Raw genomic sequence first — 16,110 nt, 5'->3', positions numbered from 1 at the left:
ATGGTATTGTATAAGGCACAGAAGTTGAACCTTTGGTTTCTTGAAGGACTTTCAGGCACCGAGTATCTTTGAACATTTAATAGAATAAGGAGAATCTCATTCACCATGAAACATATCCAAACTATTAAAAGAATAAAGGAGCGATCTCAATGAAAAAAAAATACTTCCTGCTTCTCTTCATATTCTCTACTATTTTGGTCAGTTGTACTACTCAAAAGGAAGCGATTCCTCAGCCTGGAGACTCAGGTGATCCCTCTATCGCTTTAAGGATAGTTGTAATAGGAGATGATCAAATTGAAGGAATTGATAGTGTCAATTTCGTGAAGACAACTCTTCAAGATTTGGTTAAAGACGAAAATCAACAATTTGATGGATTAATCATCTCTAAAGAATATTTTGAAGAAGCAGCAAAAAAACAATATAAAGATTTTTTTAAAAATATAAAATATCCTGTGTTCTTCCTGGGAACAGAAAACATACTAACAGCTGTGTTTCATGAAGATGAACTTTCCTTAGAAGATGCAAAAATAGGTGGCTGGGGACCTTATGCTTCTGGCTTTGTCCGTGTCGAAGATGGATACAATGAGTGGGCTTTATATCTACCTAATAATTCAACAAACAATGACAAAGAAAAAAATATTATATTACGAATCTGTAATATCCTTCAAAAATATAAAAAGGATAAGAAGGAATAAAAACTAATTTTGTTTACTTATTCCAAATTACTATTTATTATAAATATATACCATAAAGAGGAGGATATATTTAGTATGAAAAAGAAACTGAGTATTGTTTTAAAGCTTGCTTTAAGTTGTGCTTTAACTACAGGTGCAATTCTTTCTTTTCCCCTCCCATCCTATTCTCAAAGTGTATCTGAAGGTACTAGAGAAGTTCATGATGAAGGCTTTATTGACTTAAACAATCTTGATAAGCTTGATGGAAACATAACTGTTCGTGATGTTAGCTATGATTCTGCAATGGCTAGTATTGCAAAGCTACAGGGAATTTCCATAGAAGAAGCCAAGAGAATACATCCTGATAAAACTTCACAGGGATTACATAAGGAATTAAGAAATCTCGCTTCCAATGTATGGATTAAAGAGATTAGTGTTGAACAACAAGTAACAGCTTTTTATAAACCAACTTTGAAAATATATGCTTATTATTATAGCTCAGGATCTTTTAGACAATTTGAAGAAATTGTTTCTGTTCAATTAGATCGTAACTCAAGCGCAGCTGTTGGTTTCACAAAACAATTTTCCGGAAATTTAGAAGCTGAGATCCCGACAAACAATCCTACTCAAATGTGGTGGCTTATCAATGGAGATTTTTATGATAATGGCACAACAACTATTTCAGGAAGTGTTACTGCTGGAGGTTCGATGTGGAAAGGAACCGGTACGATTCAACACGCTAGTAATCATTATAAATATTGGTATAATTCAGGAACTTATTCTCTTTATTAATTATTTTTATTTATAACAATACGCTACACTTTTGTTGGAGGCCATCTCTCTCTTTCCCAAAAAAGTATCCACTATTTGAAAGACATATTACCCAATTCCCCACTGTATGAGAACAAAATGCTTTAATCGCAAGAGTGCCCACCCTATTTCTGAATTCCTCCTACGAGCAGGCACTTGCACATTAATGATGTGGCCGCCCATCGTCGCTATGATAGTTACGATGGGCGGCTTGTGCCGCGCTCAGACCTTGCGGCCTCTTATCCGATCGAGCGCAGCATCGTCGCCATCCGGCGGGCGGCCTCCGTCAACTGCGGAGCGTACGCCTCCAGCGTCTGGAGCGACATCCGGCTGACCGGGCCGGAGACCGACAGCGCCGCCGCCAGCTTGCCGCTGCGGTCGAATATCGGCACCGAGACCGCGGCCGCTCCTGGCTCACGCTCCTCGATGCTCACCGCATACCCTTGACGGCGCACCTCTTCCAGCTGCCGCATACACGCCTCGCTGTCGACACTGGGCGGCCAAAAGGCATCCCGAAGCGCCGCGTCGCGCTCGGCCGGATCGGCGAAGGCAAGCAGCACCTTGCTCGATGCGCCGACGAACAGCGGGAGCCGCGCTCCGACCGGGGCCACCCGCCGAATCGCCTGGTTGCTCTGCACCGCCTGAATGCGAATCCGATCCGAGCCGTCGCGCACGTACAGGCTCACCGTCTCCCCCAGCCGGTCGCGCAGCGCCTCCATCTCGGGAAGCAGCAGCTGAGCGGCGTCGCCAACCTGCGTCAGGTTCGCGGACAACTCCCATACCCGGTAGCCAAGGCGGTACTTGTCGCCGTTGCGCAGCACGAAGCCGCGATCCTCCAGCGTCGTCAGCAGCCGGTGCACGGTGCTCTTATTCAAGTTGACCCGAGCGGCCAGCTCGGTCAAGCTCATCTCATATTGCTCCGTGAAGCACATCAAAATATCGAGCGCCCGTTCCACGGCACGGACGGTTAATTTTCCTCGTTCCTCCACGCCATCTCCCTCTTTCGTTCCATCGAGTGAAACTACGTTACATCTAGTATAACCCCCTTTTCCGATGCCGTAAAGGGACGGACCACCGATCGTCACCCCGACCAACGTCCCTGGTTTCGACATTTTTACAGCCGGATTGCAATGTTACGAGACGATTACAAACACCTTACAAATCGTGCACTTTTATTGACGTTATGCGGCTCGCGGCATACGATAATAGTACATTTCGGATCAAATGAAACGCTTTCACTAGCAAGCTTTTATTTAACGTTGACCAAGACTTTCGTTCTAGTTAATGTCATTTTATGTCGATACCCCGCTTTGCGAGTTTTTCTCGCTTTCCCGCACATCCAGAAGGAGGTCATGCCCATGAGCACACCTGTCGTCACACCCGTGCTTCAACCGGAATGGCTCGGGCCCTCGGGTCTGGCGCCGGCGGCCGCACGCCGCATCCGTCTGAAGCATATCGTGATTGCCCTGTCCTTGTCGACGGTGTTCGCTGCATCGGTTATCTTCCTCGCCCTGCACGGCTTTATCGCCTGGATGTTCGCGAATCCACAGGTGCCTCCGCTCTTTTCCAATCCGATGGAGGCCAAGGGAATGCCTTACGAGACGGTGACCTTTCCGGCAGCCGACGGCCATACCCTCGTCGACGGGTGGTATATTCCTTCGGACTCCGCTTCGTCGCGGACCATCATTTTAAGCCATGGCTATGGCGCGAACCGCGAAGAATATTGGGTGCCGATGTACGATCTGGCCCAGTTCGCCCACCGGCTTGACTATAACGTCATCATGTTCGATTATGGCTTCGCCTCGGAGCAGCACAAGACAACCGCCACTGGAGGCAAGCTGGAGAAGCAGCAGCTGCTTGGCGCCGTGAATCTGGCCAAGGAACGGGGAGCCTCCCACATCGTCGTCTGGGGCTTCTCGATGGGAGCCGGAACCGCCCTGCAAGCCGCGCTGTTGACCGATGACATTGACGCGATGATTCTGGACAGCACCTTCCTGCTGGAGCCGGATACGCTGTACCACAACCTGAAGCAGTACGTGCCGCTGCCGAAGCATCCGTCACTCGATCTGCTGCGCTTCTTCTTCCCGGCGCTGAACGGCACCAGCCTGGCGCAGATCCCGTACAGCGAGGTGAAGGCAACCAGCTACGAGATGCCGACCCTCATCATTCACGGAACCGCGGATACGAAAGCGCCATACGAGATCGCCGAACAGATTGCGGCTCATCAGAGCAACAAGCTGTCGGAATCCTGGATCGTGCCCAATGTGCAGCATGAACTCATCTACCGCACGCACCGCAAAGACTACCTCGGCAAGGCCGCCGCATTTCTGAGCGCAGCCTACCACGCCGATGCCGCATCGATGATCGCCCACCCGTAAGCCTTATGGCTTGCGGGTTTTTGCAGTTCTCCGGCACAGCGGGAGAAGCATAAGCCAACCTGTCGGCGGAATAGGCTAGATACAAGAGGTCATGGATGCGAGTCTCATTGACATGTAGAGGAGGAACGCTCGTTGGAGTACATATATGGGTCACTGATGCCTGTCCGCGTGCTGGAAGAGATCGTATTTTGGAAAAAACAAGAGCGCGAGCACATCGAGGTCATTCTCGCCATCGTGCCGCAGCTAGAGCCGGAATATGTCCAAGTGCTCCGGGAATGGGAGCCGGTCTTCACCAAAACCGAGGAAGCGGCCTCGGCCTGGCTCCAGTTCATACTGTCGCAAGGGGGAAGCGCGCCTCCCGATACAATGCACAAGATCGAGCTGCTGCTCAAGGCATCCGTCTATCAATCCGAGCAGTTCATAAAGCATCTGGAGACGATGAAGAAGTATAGCCGTGCCGTGCATAGCGTGCCGCTCGCCCCGATCGTATTCGATCATATCGCCAGCGAATCCGCCTATTTCCTGAACGTCGTGCATGCTCTAAAAGACAAGCCGCTGTCTTCCTTCGCTTCGCCGGACGTACCAGGGGCGCATGCCGCTCCGCCCGGCAACGCCGTACAGCCGAAGGCGTTCATCCACGAAGTCCCGCCGCTCGACAGCGGCAGCAGCTCCGGCTTCCCGGCGGAAGCGGAATATCCCTTGACAGCCTGTAACAGTGAATCCGAGGAGAGCTCCGACGCATCGGCGACAACCGCACCGCAATCGCCTGCTTCGGGCATTCTGGCTTACATCGGTTCGGCTCAGGCGCCCCAGACGCCTCTGACGGCTCAGGCCCAGGCAGCCCAGGCGGTCCAGCCAGCAGAGGAACAGGAAGCCAAGCCGGTACAGAAGCAGGACGAAGCCCGGACCGCGCCTGAGAATGCACCCTTCGGCTACTCGGTGTACCGGGAGGTGACGTATGCCCCGACGGGCGGATGGCCGCCAGGCCACCCTCAGCATCAGCCGCTGATGCCGGAGTACTATCTGCGCGGGGACCTAGCCTCCGTCCCAATCGGCGGCCATACGCTGCCACCATTGCCGTATCCGTATGATGCGTTGGAGCCGTATATCGACGAGACGACGATGCGGGTACATCACGACAAGCACCATCAGAGCTACGTCGACGGCTTGAACCGGGCCGAACGCGCATTGGCGGAAGCACGGCGCACCGGCCGCTTCGATCTGGTGAAGCACTGGTCGAATGAGCTTGCGTTTAACGGCGCAGGCCACTATTTGCACACGATTTTCTGGAATACGATGAATCCGGCGGGCGGTGGTCAGCCGGCCGGAGAGCTGCTCGATCAGATTACGCGTGACTTCGGAAGCTTCAAGGCGTTCAAAATGCATTTCTCCAAGGCCGCGGAGAAGGTCCAGGGCGGCGGGTGGACGATTCTCGTCTGGAGCCCGCGCAGCCGCCGCTTGGAGATTTTGCAGGCGGAGAAGCATCAGAATCTGTCGCAATGGGACGTCATCCCGCTCCTTCCGATCGACGTATGGGAGCACGCGTACTATTTGAAGCACAAGAACGAGCGGGCCAAATATATCGAGGATTGGTGGCATGTCGTCAATTGGCCGGCGGTCGACGAACGCTTCCAGGCGGCGCGGACCCTGGCATGGAAGCCGTACTAATGTCTGCGAAATCGCCAGCTTCCCCAGGGGAGCAACTGGCGGCCGCATTTTCGATATTGCGTCTTCTCCCTCCCGTTCGGTACAATAGAAGAGGATACGCGAACTTACGTGCGGCCTTCAGGCCGCCTTTTTTTTGCGTGAGGAGAGACTGCCCCGCCTACGGGCGAGCAAGTCCTCACGACGCAGATAACCGACAGGGGTGAAGGGCAATGTTGAAACCGATACTCAAATGGGCGGGAGGCAAGCGCCAACTGCTCCCCGACATCCGCCGCCGTCTGCCGCGCCTCGACTGGTCGCAGGCGGCCTATTATGAGCCGTTCATCGGCGGCGCCGCGCTGCTGTTCGATCTGATGCCGCCGCGCGCCTGCATCAACGACGTGAATGGCGAGGTGATCAATTTGTATGAGACGATTCGCCGGGAGCCGGAAGCGCTTATCGACGCGCTGCGAGTTCACCGGAACGAAGAGAGCTATTACTATGAAGTCCGCTCCTGGGACCGGAATCTGGAGGAATACGCGCAGCTGGACGCCGTTACCCGGGCAGCCCGACTCGTCTATTTGAACCGGACATGTTATAACGGCCTGTACCGGGTCAACGCGAAGGGACAGAACAACGTTCCCTTCGGACGCTACAAGCAGCCGGATATCGTCCAGGAAGAGACGATCCGCGCCTTGGCATCCTACTTCCAAGCGGCGGATATCGCCATGACTGTCGGCGACTTCGAGCGAGCCGTGGAATCGGCGCAGGCGGGGGACTTCGTCTACTTCGATCCGCCATACGACGTCTTGACCAAGACGGCCGCCTTCACCTCCTATGCGAAGGACGGCTTCGGACGGGACGAGCAGCTGCGGCTGGCCAACCTGTTCCGCGAGCTGGACGGCCGGGGCGTCTATGTGATGCTGTCCAACCATGCGACAGACTATATTCGCGAGCTGTATGAAGGCTTCCCGCTCCATATCGTACAAGCCCGCCGCAATATCAACTCCAAGGCGACCGCCCGCGGCGCGGTGGACGAGGTGCTTGTCATGAATTATCAACCCCAAGAATAAGGCGGGGGCTGTTTCAGGATACATAAGGAAAGCTCAAGGGGAAATGAAGGACATGACGGCAAGCCGGCTGAGGAAAAGATGTCGCCGGGGAGAAGCCGTCACGATTTTTTTGAATGTTAAGGAGGGGGCCCGCCACCGCGGAGGCCCCGGCCATCGCAGAGCCGGAAGGCGGGCCGCTCCGGCAAGCGAACTTGTTCGTGCGTATCATCCCTCTGCTGGAGCCGCTGGCGGAGGCCTGCCGCACATCGATAGGAACGGCGGGCCGCCCCTCTCCCTTAATCCAGATTGTAGCGTTCCTTGGCCCGCTTCACCGCCTCCTCCACCTTGTCCCTCGGGGGCAGCTTCGAGTTTATCCGCAGCATAAAGCAACAGATTGCACATCAGCAGCACGATTATAATCAGCTCCACCAATAGCCTTCCCTCCTCTTTCCCTATGTACAAATAAGCTGCCGCGCCGCATGGTCGCCCTTGCGGCGAACCCACGCAGCGCTAGACAGCTTATATCTCCTTGCCCTTCCGTTCCAGAGCCGGTCCTCGGTTCAGACCTCTGCCTGCCCTTCGTCCGCTCCCGCAAGCGCAGCTTCCAGCCACGGACTCGGCCGCCCCATGTAGTAGATGTGGAGCTCATGCATCGCCCGCGTGCACGCTACATACAGCAGCTTGCGCTCGCTCTCCCGGCCGTAGCCTTCATCGGATGCATTGTACAGCACGACGGCATCGAACTCGACGCCCTTGGCCAGGTACGACGGAATGACTAGGGCGCCCGCTTCGAAAGTCACCGTCTCCTGATGAACGAGTCGCAGCGGCACAACATCCTGCAGCGCCTCGTATGCCTCGCGGCTCTCCTGAGCCGTGGTGCAGAGCAGAGCGACATTGCGGTGTCCGGCTGCGAGCAGCTCGCGCATCCGCGTGGCGACCCGGGAGTTCAATTCCTCCCTGTCCTGTAATCCCGTCAGCGTCGGCGCCGGACCTTCGCGCTCGAACGTATCGATCCGCTCGCCGCCCGGAATGATGCGGCGGGCCAGCTCCATAATCGGCCGGGTCGAACGATAGCTTCGGGTCAACTGGAACGACTCCGCCTCCTCGGCCGGGAATACTTCCGCCAACGCCGGAAGCGGTACCGACGCCGCTCCTTCGGCATGCGGGTAAATCGCCTGATCCTCATCTCCCAGCACCGTGAACCGGGCACGGGGGAACAGACGCTTGAGGAAATGGAGCTGGAAGACCCCATAGTCCTGGCCTTCATCCACAAAGACATGCCGAATCGACGTATTCGTATGGAAGCCTTCCAGACATTCATTCAAATACAAGTATGGCGTCGCATCCTCCACAGTCATCTCGCCCCGGTTCATCCGTTCGGCCGTCAGGGCGCAGATGCCGGCCCAGCGCTCAGGCAGCCTCTCTTCTCCGGCCAGACTGGCCGCGAAGTCCGGACTGGAGAACAATTGGGTGTAGATGGCCGGCATATCGACGAAGCGGAATCGCTTGATGTCCGCCCGAAGCGGCTTGAAGCGCTCATTCACGATCTGGCGGGCGAGCCATTCACGTTCGCGATCGAAGTCATCGAACGACTCCTCCGTATATCCTTGCCGGCGCTGCAGCTCCTGGAATGCCATGACATAATCCTCATTGTCGAGCAGCTCGATCTCTTCCTCCACCCACTCCGACTTCCGTTCCCGGCGCGCGGCGGCGGCCAGCTCGCCCCGCAGCCATTCCGCTATCTGGCTCAGCCGGTTCGGGATCGACAGGGACGCATCCAGCTCATAAAAGTGCCGCAGCATCGCTTCCCCCGATATGAAAGTCCGATCCTGGAAGCGAAGATCGCGGAATCGCATGCCTTCCTGTCCGAGCCGCTCTACATAACTCCCGAGCAACCGGAAGAAAGATGCCCCCGCCTTATAGCGAATTCCTTCCATTCGCGCCGCGTATTCCGGTTGTTCCCCGGCGCTCAGCGCATATTCCATCTGCTCGGCCGGATGCTCCAGCCGGAAGGAATCAGCCAAGCGATGCTCCACATACTCCTGATACGTCGTCTGCCGCATATTCCGTTCCCCCAATTCCGGCAGAACGGTCGAGACATAGCGGTTGAACATCGGATTCGGCGAGAACAGCACGATCTCATCGGCCTGCAGCGTATCCCGGTACCGGTACAGCAAATACGCGATCCGCTGCAGAGCGGTCGACGTCTTGCCGCTGCCCGCCGGGCCGGTGACGACCATGAGCCGCTTCTGCTCGTTGCGGATGATGCGGTTCTGCTCCCGCTGGATCGTCCCGACGATGCTTTTCATATGGGCGCTGGACGGCCGGCTGAGAATCTGCCTCAGCAGCTCGTCGCCAATCGTAAGCCCCGTATCGAACATGCCCCGGAACCGGCCCTCCGTGATGATGAATTGGCGCTTGAGCCCCATCTCCCCCGACAGGAGGCCGACCGGCGTCTCATAGTGGGCCGGGCCCGGCGAATAGTCATAATACAGGCTGGACACAGGCGCACGCCAATCATAGACGAGGAAGTTATCGTCCTTGTCCCGGAACGATCCGATCCCGATATACACTCGCTCTGCCTCCGCTTCCCCCTCCTCCCGGAAATCAATCCTCGCGAAATAAGGGGACTGCGTCATCCGCTTCCACACATCAAGCTGCTGGGCCGCATGAAGATGCCTGCGCTCCCGCTCCGCCAAGACTTCCGACTGCTGCTTCAAGCTGGCATGCGTCTCGATAGCTTCATTCGCATCATCCAGATTGACCTTGACGTCGTCCCAGAACTCGCGGCGGATATCCACGACTTCGCGCTTGACCGTGCCCATCTCTTCCTGCAGCGGAATGATGCGCTGCTCAATCTTCTCCATTACCTCGACAGCCCGCGCTTCCTCCAACTGCCACTCCCGATGATTCGGGTCCATCTGATCACCCGCTTTACTATAGATTGCGATTTTTGCGGCACCGGGTTGCTTAACCAGTTGACAACAACCCGCGCTTTATGATATTATATATTTGGGTAAAAATATATTTGTTCATAATATTCTTGTGCCGCACCTGATATCGTACCATAGGATGGATGCGGCTGCAAGCGATGGACAAGCTATTAAGCATGCTTTATGTTACATAGGCAACCTATTTTTGGTATGTTTGAATGAAAAGCACGACCGGAGGCGATTATCTGCCCCCGGTCTTTTTTATTGCAGTGATTTCCGAGCCTGTGGAAACTTTGACCCTACGATTGGGTGAACGAAGGTTCAAGCCTGCATGCAGTATCATCAACGAGACACATAATCGGCGGTGCGGCTCTCTTCCGTTACCGGAATGTGCTGAAAGGCGGTGAAATCGAATAAGCCCATATCCGTCAGCTTCAGTTCGGGTATAACGGGCAAGCCTAGGAACGACAGCGTAACAAATGGATTGAACTCGCTTGAAGCGCCGATTCGCGCCAGAGCGTGATGGAGCTGTTCCATATGCTGGAGCACCTCGGCATAATCGGCAGTGGACATTAAGCCAGCCAATGGAAGCTCGATGGCAGCGAGCACGACGCCGTCGCTGGCTACGACCAATCCGCCCTCCAGATCGCGCAGCGCCCGTATGGCGGTCAGCATATCCCTATCGTTGCTGCCGGCCACGACGAGGTTGTGGGAGTCATGCGCCACAGTAGAGGCGATCGCTCCGCATTGAATGCCAAATCCCTTGACGATGCCCAGTCCGATGCATCCGGTACGATGATGCCGCTCCAACACGGCGATCTTCAATTGATCCTTGGCCACCGAAGGGCGGAAGCAGCCATCCTCCGCATCCACCTCCTCCACGAGGTGCGTCGTAATGAGGCTGTTCGGATTGATGCCGATAATATGGCAGCGGTGCTCTTCCTGGATCCGGATTTGCAAATCCCGCTCCGTTATCTCGGGCAGATGAACCGATTTCAATAGTCCAGCCGGGATCTTGGCCGTTTGCGGCTGCGGCCCGATATATTGGCCGTTTTCGCCGACCAGTCTGCCCGCTTTGTACACCTGGGCAATTGTCAAGCGCTCCAGATCGTCGAGCAGCAAGAAGTCGGCCTCGTACCCGGGAGCGATCGCGCCTTTGGTCTGCAATCCGTAACATTCGGCCGCATTGAGAGAAGCCATCTGGATCGCTTGCAGCGGGTCAAGCCCGCAGCGTATGGCCAGACGCGCGTTATGATCAACGCTGCCCTCCTCCAGCAGCTCGTCCAAATGCTTGTCATCGGTGCAGAACACGCAGCGGCGCGCGTTGCTGGCGGTCACGGCCGGGATGAGCGCTTCTACATCCTTGGCGACCGAGCCTTCACGAATCATCACGTACATGCCCCGCCGCAGCCGTACCTTAGCTTCCTCAGCCGTTACGCATTCATGGTCGTTGCGAATGCCGACCGCCCGGTACACATTAATGGCCTCTTCATCCAGTCCAGCGCCGTGACCGTCAATCATTCCGCCATGCCGATGCGAGGACATCAATTTGTCCAGCATATCGTCATCGCCGCGGCGCACGGATGGATAATCCATCACCTCGGCCAGCCCCAATACCCGGGGGTGGGCGTAGAATGCGTCCAGACTGGCCGCATCGAGCTTCGCTCCAGCGTGCTCGAACGGCGTGCATGGAACGCAGGACGGGAGCATGACATATACGTCCAGCGGCAGATTCTCGGAAGCGTCCAGCATATATTGAATGCCGTCCGTCCCGGCCACATTCGCGATCTCGTGCGGATCGGCAATGACGGACGTGACGCCGTGAGGGAGCACGACGCGGGCGAATTCAGCAGGCGTGACCATGGCGGATTCAATATGAACATGGGTGTCGATGAAGGACGGGGCGATATAACGTCCCTCCGCATCGATGACGCGGGCGCCTTCATAGCTGCCGCCGATGCCTGCGATAATACCATCCACAATCGCGACATCCCCTTCGATTATGTCGAGATTGAAGACATCGACAATTTTCCCATTCGTGATGACAAGGTCGGCAGGCGCCGTTCTGGCGGCTGCGGCAATCCGCTTGCTCCAATGTGGCTTGCTCCAATTCATTCGATTTCACATTCCTTTGCTTTTATAGGATGATTGCGCGATTCGGATACAACAAAAAAACTCTAGTCCAGCAACTAGAGTTTGACGGCAAGGAGCAAGAACAGCCTGTCCCAGCGGGGAGCCATCCTCCGCGGCAGGCATTCTCTTCCTCGTAGTCAAACTATTTACGGTAGTTTGGTAGAGACGGTTGGACCCTATTTCCAAAATTATACGAAGAATATAATATTTAATTCTCTACATTGTATCGACCTGGCCTATTTCCGTCAATGGCTACAAACGAAGTAAAAAGATACCAGACCCAACAATCATCAACCATAATCACAAAAATGGGCCAGTTGAAGGATATCCTTAACTGGCCCGCTGACTGCCGCGCATTCTGCAAGAACACCCGGCATGGCAATCAAGATTCGTGTTTGGCAAAATAGTCGAACAGATCTGCCTGGGCTTCCTCCAGATAGACGAGGCGCGGCTCGCGTTCGATTTTGATCTTCAGGCGCTGCGCCGTCTTCTCGAACAAATCGAGACCTTCGTTCGACCGGATAATAAGCTTTTGCGGGCGCGCCCCTTTCTCCTCGATTAACTGAATCATATGATCAATGAATTCCTGCTCGAAATTCCCTTCATAAGCGACATGGAAGCCGACCGCGCTGCGGGTCTGGCGATCCACCCACAGACAGAGCCGCGGGTAATACGGCCGCTCGGCCTCGCCCTGCACCGCGACAGGGGCGAAGAAATAATCGGTCTCCCACTGTCCCCGCTTCTCCGGAATGCGGCGCACAAGGTCCGTCAGCTTCGCGTCATCGCTGTATTCATACTTCGCCGGGCGCTTCAGGACGAACTCAGGATCACACCAGCCTTCGCTCCATTCCCCGTTCTGCTGCGCACGGACCAACAGCTGCCCGGAGACCGGCGGCACGAACAGCTGCTCGTCCTTCTTGCATCGAGCAGCCAGCTCCACCGCTTGCTCCAAGGCGTTCGTCAGGAAGCAGACCTGCTTCCGGTCAAGCGTCCATGGTACAAGCCCCGGATCATAAGCCCGGAACAGCGGCCAAGCGTTGCGGCCGCGGAAGCGGAAGCCAAGCTCTTTGATTTGCGCCAGATCCTGCTTGTCCAGCTCGGTCCGATCCTCGAACGTCACCATGATGCATTTTTGCCGGTTCAGCCAAGCATAAGGCTCATCCCGATCCAGCATCATGTCCTGCAGGCTCTCCAGCCCTTCGCCTCCGCGGAAGACAGCCAGGCCGAACAACTCTTCGTTCGAACCCATGATGGTGCAATAGCCGACCTCTCCATCCTCCGGGTTGCATACGCCGAAGATCTCGGAATCGGACACCCACTTCCAGCTTCCTTGCTTCTTGAAGGCTGCCGCCGCTTCATAGAGGCGATGCCATTCCGCCTGCTCTTCGGTTAATTCCACCGCTTCTTCCTTGCGTTCTGTCTGTTCTACATCCGTCTTTGTCATAGAATTTCCTTCGTCCTCCTCTTCCATGCTGTGCTCTGCTGCAAGCGCGCCTCAATCCCAGAACGCCGCTTCTCTCGATACCTTCTTGCAGCCCAAGCAAAAAACCCGCCCCTTTGCCCGGAACGGGTTCCATTGGTTCTCCTCAAACCCTAAAGCACCAATTTACTGCTTAATCAGTGACAAAAATTCCGCGCGCTGCGCCGCATCGTCCTTGAAGCTGCCCCGTGTCGACATCGTAACCGTCTTGCTGCCAGGCTTCTTGACGCCGCGGGAACACATGCACAAATGCTCGCCCTCGACAACCACCATCACGCCATGCGGCTTCAACACTTCTTCCATAATATCCGCGATATTCGCCGTGACCCGCTCCTGCACCTGCAGACGGCGCGTAACCGCTTCGACCAGCCGCGCCAGCTTGCTCAGGCCGGCCACATGTCCGCTTGGAATATAGCCGATATGCACCTTGCCGAAGAACGGCGCCATATGATGCTCGCACAAGCTGTAATACGTAATATCCTTGACGATGACAAGCTCCTCATGGGCTTCGTCGAAGGTAACCCCGAGCACGTCGCGCGGGTCGACCTCATACCCGCCGAAGATCTCTTCGTACATGCGGGTGACACGCGCCGGCGTCTCCTGCAGGCCTTCCCGATCGACATCCTCGCCGATCAGCCTCAAAATTTCTTTTACGTGATGTTCGATCTGCTCGCGGTTCACACCGACTTTTGAATTGACATAGTCTTTCAAGCCAGCCATAATTGTGCCTCCTCCCGCCTGCCGTGCCCATGGACGCGGGCAGTTCCGTTATTTCATTTTTTCTTTTTTTGCTGCATCATTTTCTGTGCTTGCTGCATCTGCTTCGCATTCAAATTATAGCCCATTTGCTTTGCCATTTTTTGCAGCATTTGCGGATCCGATTGCATCTTCTCCATCTGCTTGCGCAAGTAGAACACCCCGCCGGCAAAGCCGATAATGATGCCTACGATGAGTGCGATTATCCCTACAACCCAAATCATCTTCTTATGGTCACCCCAACAAAAAAATTAGTTACATGAGCTAATTCAAAAAACCGCCTTTCGTTGCAAACCGGCTTTGTGAACACTCACTTCGATCTATCCGTGAGAAGGCATGGCTTCGCGGAACTCGTCCGCCATTATGATAGCATGTCCCTTCCAATATGACAAACGAATGGAATCTATCTGGGATTGCCCCTGTGTCTCATTGCCCGCAAGACACGCCCTCAAGATGAAGCAGCGTGACTTTCTTGTCCATGCCGCCGCCATATCCGACCAGCTGTCCGTCGGCACCGATCACGCGGTGGCAAGGCACGATAATGGAGAGCGGATTGCGATTATTCGCTCCGCCGACGGCCCGCACCGCCCCCGGATTGCCGATCGCTTCCGCGATCTGCTTATAGGACCGGGTCTCCCCATAAGGGATGTCGGTCAAGGCTTGCCATACCTGACGCTGGAACGGTGTCCCCTGGATATCCAGCGTCAGATCGAATTCGCGCCGCGTTCCCGCGAAATACTCCTCCAACTGGCGCTTGGCCGCCTGCAGCCGCTCCGGATGGCGCTGCAGCACGACGCGGCCGTAGCAGCGGGCTGCCCGCCGCTGCAGCCCCTCGGCCACCGACAACGCGTCCCCGAACTCGATCGCGAACAATCCAGTCGCGGTCGCAGCCAATGTCAGCGGCCCAAGCGGACTCTCCATCTCTTGCACATACAGCGGCTCATGCTGAGCTTCGGCGCGCTCCTGCGCTTGCATCACAGCTTCCTTCACCTTCGGCTCCTCCTCGCGGCTTAGCGCCGCCTTCAATATTCGCTTGGCGTCCGGACCTCCGATCTGGCCGAGGGCCCACGCCGCCGCGGCGCGGATATCCGGCCGCTCATCCGTGCGCAGCAGCCCTTCCAGGGCCGGGACGGCCTGGCGGTCGCGGAAATTGCCGAGCGCCGCAATCGCGTTGCGCTGGATCGGCTTCTTCCCGCGCCACGCCGCCGCGCTGCTGCCGAACCGGGACTTGAACTCCCGGTTCGACAGCGACAGCAGCGGCACGAGCAGCGGCTTCGCCTGCTCCGGATCGGGCTGCATCTCGGCATGATGGGTCCAATTCAGCCCGCGGTTCTTCGGGCATACGATCTGACAGGTGTCGCAGCCATACAGCCGGTTGCCTATCTTGACCATCATCTCATGCGGCAGCATCTCCTTCGACTGTGTCTGGAACGAGATGCATCGCTGCGCATTGAGCTGCCCCGGACCGACGAAGGCTCCTGTCGGACAAGCATCGAGGCAGCGTGTGCATTCCCCGCAATCCTCGGTCACCGGGTGATCGGGCGGCAGCGGCAGATTCGTAATCATTTCCCCCAAGTAAATCCACGATCCCCACTTCGGAGAAATAATCGAGCAGTTTTTGCCGCTGAAGCCGATGCCGGAACGCTCGGCGACCGCCCGGTCGCACAGCTCGCCGGTGTCAACCATGCTCTTCACCCGCACCTCCGGCACCCTCTCGCGCAGGAACTGCTCCAGACGCTGCAGCCGATCCCTCAGCACATGGTGGTAGTCCAATCCCCATGCGGTCCGCGCGAACATTCCTCTGTTCGCCCCCGCCTCCGACTTCGGACCGCCCTCCATCTTGGATGGATAAGCAACCGCAATCGCGATAATGGAGCGCGCCCCGTCCAGCAGCAGCGCAGGCTGCGTCCGCTTGTCCAGGTCCGGCTCCTCGAACCCGGATGCATAGCCTTGATCGATAGAATGCTGCAGGCGCGCCTTCAATTCGGTGAACGGGTCTGCCGTCGTGAAGCCGATCTGATCAATGCCCATGGAAGCCGCTGCATCCACAATCTCCTGCTTAAGCCGCTGCCAGCGTTCCGCTTCCCGGATCGTATCGGCCTCAGCCGCTTGATCTGTTCCGTATGGTGTCCATCGTTTCGTTTGCTTTTGTTCCGCCATCCCGTTCACCTCCTTCATTGATGTCGCTGCGTGGATCGCGCCGCTTTAAATACAGAACGGCCCCCTAGCTCCGGGTACCGGATTCCCCAG

General features: G+C 56.1%; 12 protein-coding genes and 1 riboswitch. Of the genes, 5 read left to right on the top strand and 7 right to left on the bottom strand.

Features of this window, described 5'->3' with window-relative positions; translation table 11 throughout:
- Positions 1-149: 149 nt before the first annotated feature.
- Positions 150-695 carry a hypothetical protein gene (locus tag DQX05_RS02305; protein WP_119790503.1) on the top strand — a complete coding sequence of 182 codons (546 nt, stop codon included), beginning with the start codon at positions 150-152 and terminating at the stop codon, positions 693-695.
- 75 nt (positions 696-770) lie between these two features.
- A complete protein-coding gene (locus tag DQX05_RS02300) occupies positions 771-1,466 on the top strand; it encodes a hypothetical protein (RefSeq protein WP_119790501.1) in 696 nt (231 codons plus the stop codon).
- Positions 1,467-1,723: 257 nt separating this feature from the next.
- Here the strand turns inward: DQX05_RS02300 and DQX05_RS02295 are convergent, their stop codons facing one another.
- Positions 1,724-2,473: an IclR family transcriptional regulator gene (locus DQX05_RS02295; protein ID WP_119790499.1), complete on the bottom strand. Its 750-nt coding sequence runs from the start codon at positions 2,471-2,473 to the stop codon at positions 1,724-1,726.
- Positions 2,474-2,842: 369 nt separating this feature from the next.
- Here DQX05_RS02295 and DQX05_RS02290 point away from each other — a divergent pair, with 369 nt between their 5' ends.
- The 3 genes from DQX05_RS02290 (at position 2,843) to DQX05_RS02280 (ending at position 6,579) form a co-directional block, all read left to right on the top strand.
- The gene (locus DQX05_RS02290; protein ID WP_119790498.1) at positions 2,843-3,862 is read left to right on the top strand and encodes an alpha/beta hydrolase; all 1,020 of its coding nucleotides are present in this window, start codon (positions 2,843-2,845) and stop codon (positions 3,860-3,862) included.
- 132 nt (positions 3,863-3,994) lie between these two features.
- Positions 3,995-5,530: a Fe-Mn family superoxide dismutase gene (locus DQX05_RS02285; RefSeq protein WP_119790496.1), complete on the top strand. Its 1,536-nt coding sequence runs from the start codon at positions 3,995-3,997 to the stop codon at positions 5,528-5,530.
- 209 nt (positions 5,531-5,739) lie between these two features.
- Positions 5,740-6,579, top strand: coding sequence for a DNA adenine methylase (locus tag DQX05_RS02280; RefSeq protein ID WP_119790494.1), 840 nt, complete (start codon positions 5,740-5,742; stop codon positions 6,577-6,579).
- 539 nt (positions 6,580-7,118) lie between these two features.
- Here DQX05_RS02280 and helD read toward each other — a convergent pair.
- The 6 genes from helD to queG form a co-directional block, all read right to left on the bottom strand.
- Positions 7,119-9,479 (bottom strand): RNA polymerase recycling motor HelD, encoded by a 2,361-nt coding sequence (helD, locus tag DQX05_RS02270; protein WP_119790490.1) that lies wholly within the window; start codon positions 9,477-9,479, stop codon positions 7,119-7,121.
- Between the two features lie 354 nt (positions 9,480-9,833).
- Entirely contained in the window at positions 9,834-11,606 is a 1,773-nt protein-coding gene (gene ade / locus DQX05_RS02265) for an adenine deaminase (RefSeq protein ID WP_119790488.1), read from the bottom strand.
- 132 nt (positions 11,607-11,738) lie between these two features.
- Positions 11,739-11,840: riboswitch (purine riboswitch) on the bottom strand.
- Between the two features lie 166 nt (positions 11,841-12,006).
- Positions 12,007-13,068, bottom strand: a complete 1,062-nt coding sequence (locus DQX05_RS02260; RefSeq protein ID WP_119790759.1) for a DUF7309 domain-containing protein — start codon at positions 13,066-13,068, stop codon at positions 12,007-12,009.
- 162 nt (positions 13,069-13,230) lie between these two features.
- Positions 13,231-13,824, bottom strand: coding sequence for a GTP cyclohydrolase I FolE (gene folE / locus DQX05_RS02255; protein ID WP_119790486.1), 594 nt, complete (start codon positions 13,822-13,824; stop codon positions 13,231-13,233).
- Between the two features lie 53 nt (positions 13,825-13,877).
- Complete coding sequence (locus tag DQX05_RS02250; protein ID WP_119790484.1) at positions 13,878-14,084, bottom strand: YneF family protein; 207 nt, start codon at positions 14,082-14,084, stop codon at positions 13,878-13,880.
- A gap of 202 nt (positions 14,085-14,286) precedes the next feature.
- Positions 14,287-16,020 (bottom strand): tRNA epoxyqueuosine(34) reductase QueG, encoded by a 1,734-nt coding sequence (gene queG, locus DQX05_RS02245; protein ID WP_119790482.1) that lies wholly within the window; start codon positions 16,018-16,020, stop codon positions 14,287-14,289.
- Positions 16,021-16,110 lie beyond the last annotated feature (90 nt).

This window comes from Paenibacillus thiaminolyticus (assembly GCF_003591545.1).
In the GTDB taxonomy this organism is placed as follows: Bacteria; Bacillota; Bacilli; order Paenibacillales; family Paenibacillaceae; genus Paenibacillus_B; species Paenibacillus_B thiaminolyticus_A.
This window is presented reverse-complemented; position numbering and strand designations above follow the sequence as displayed.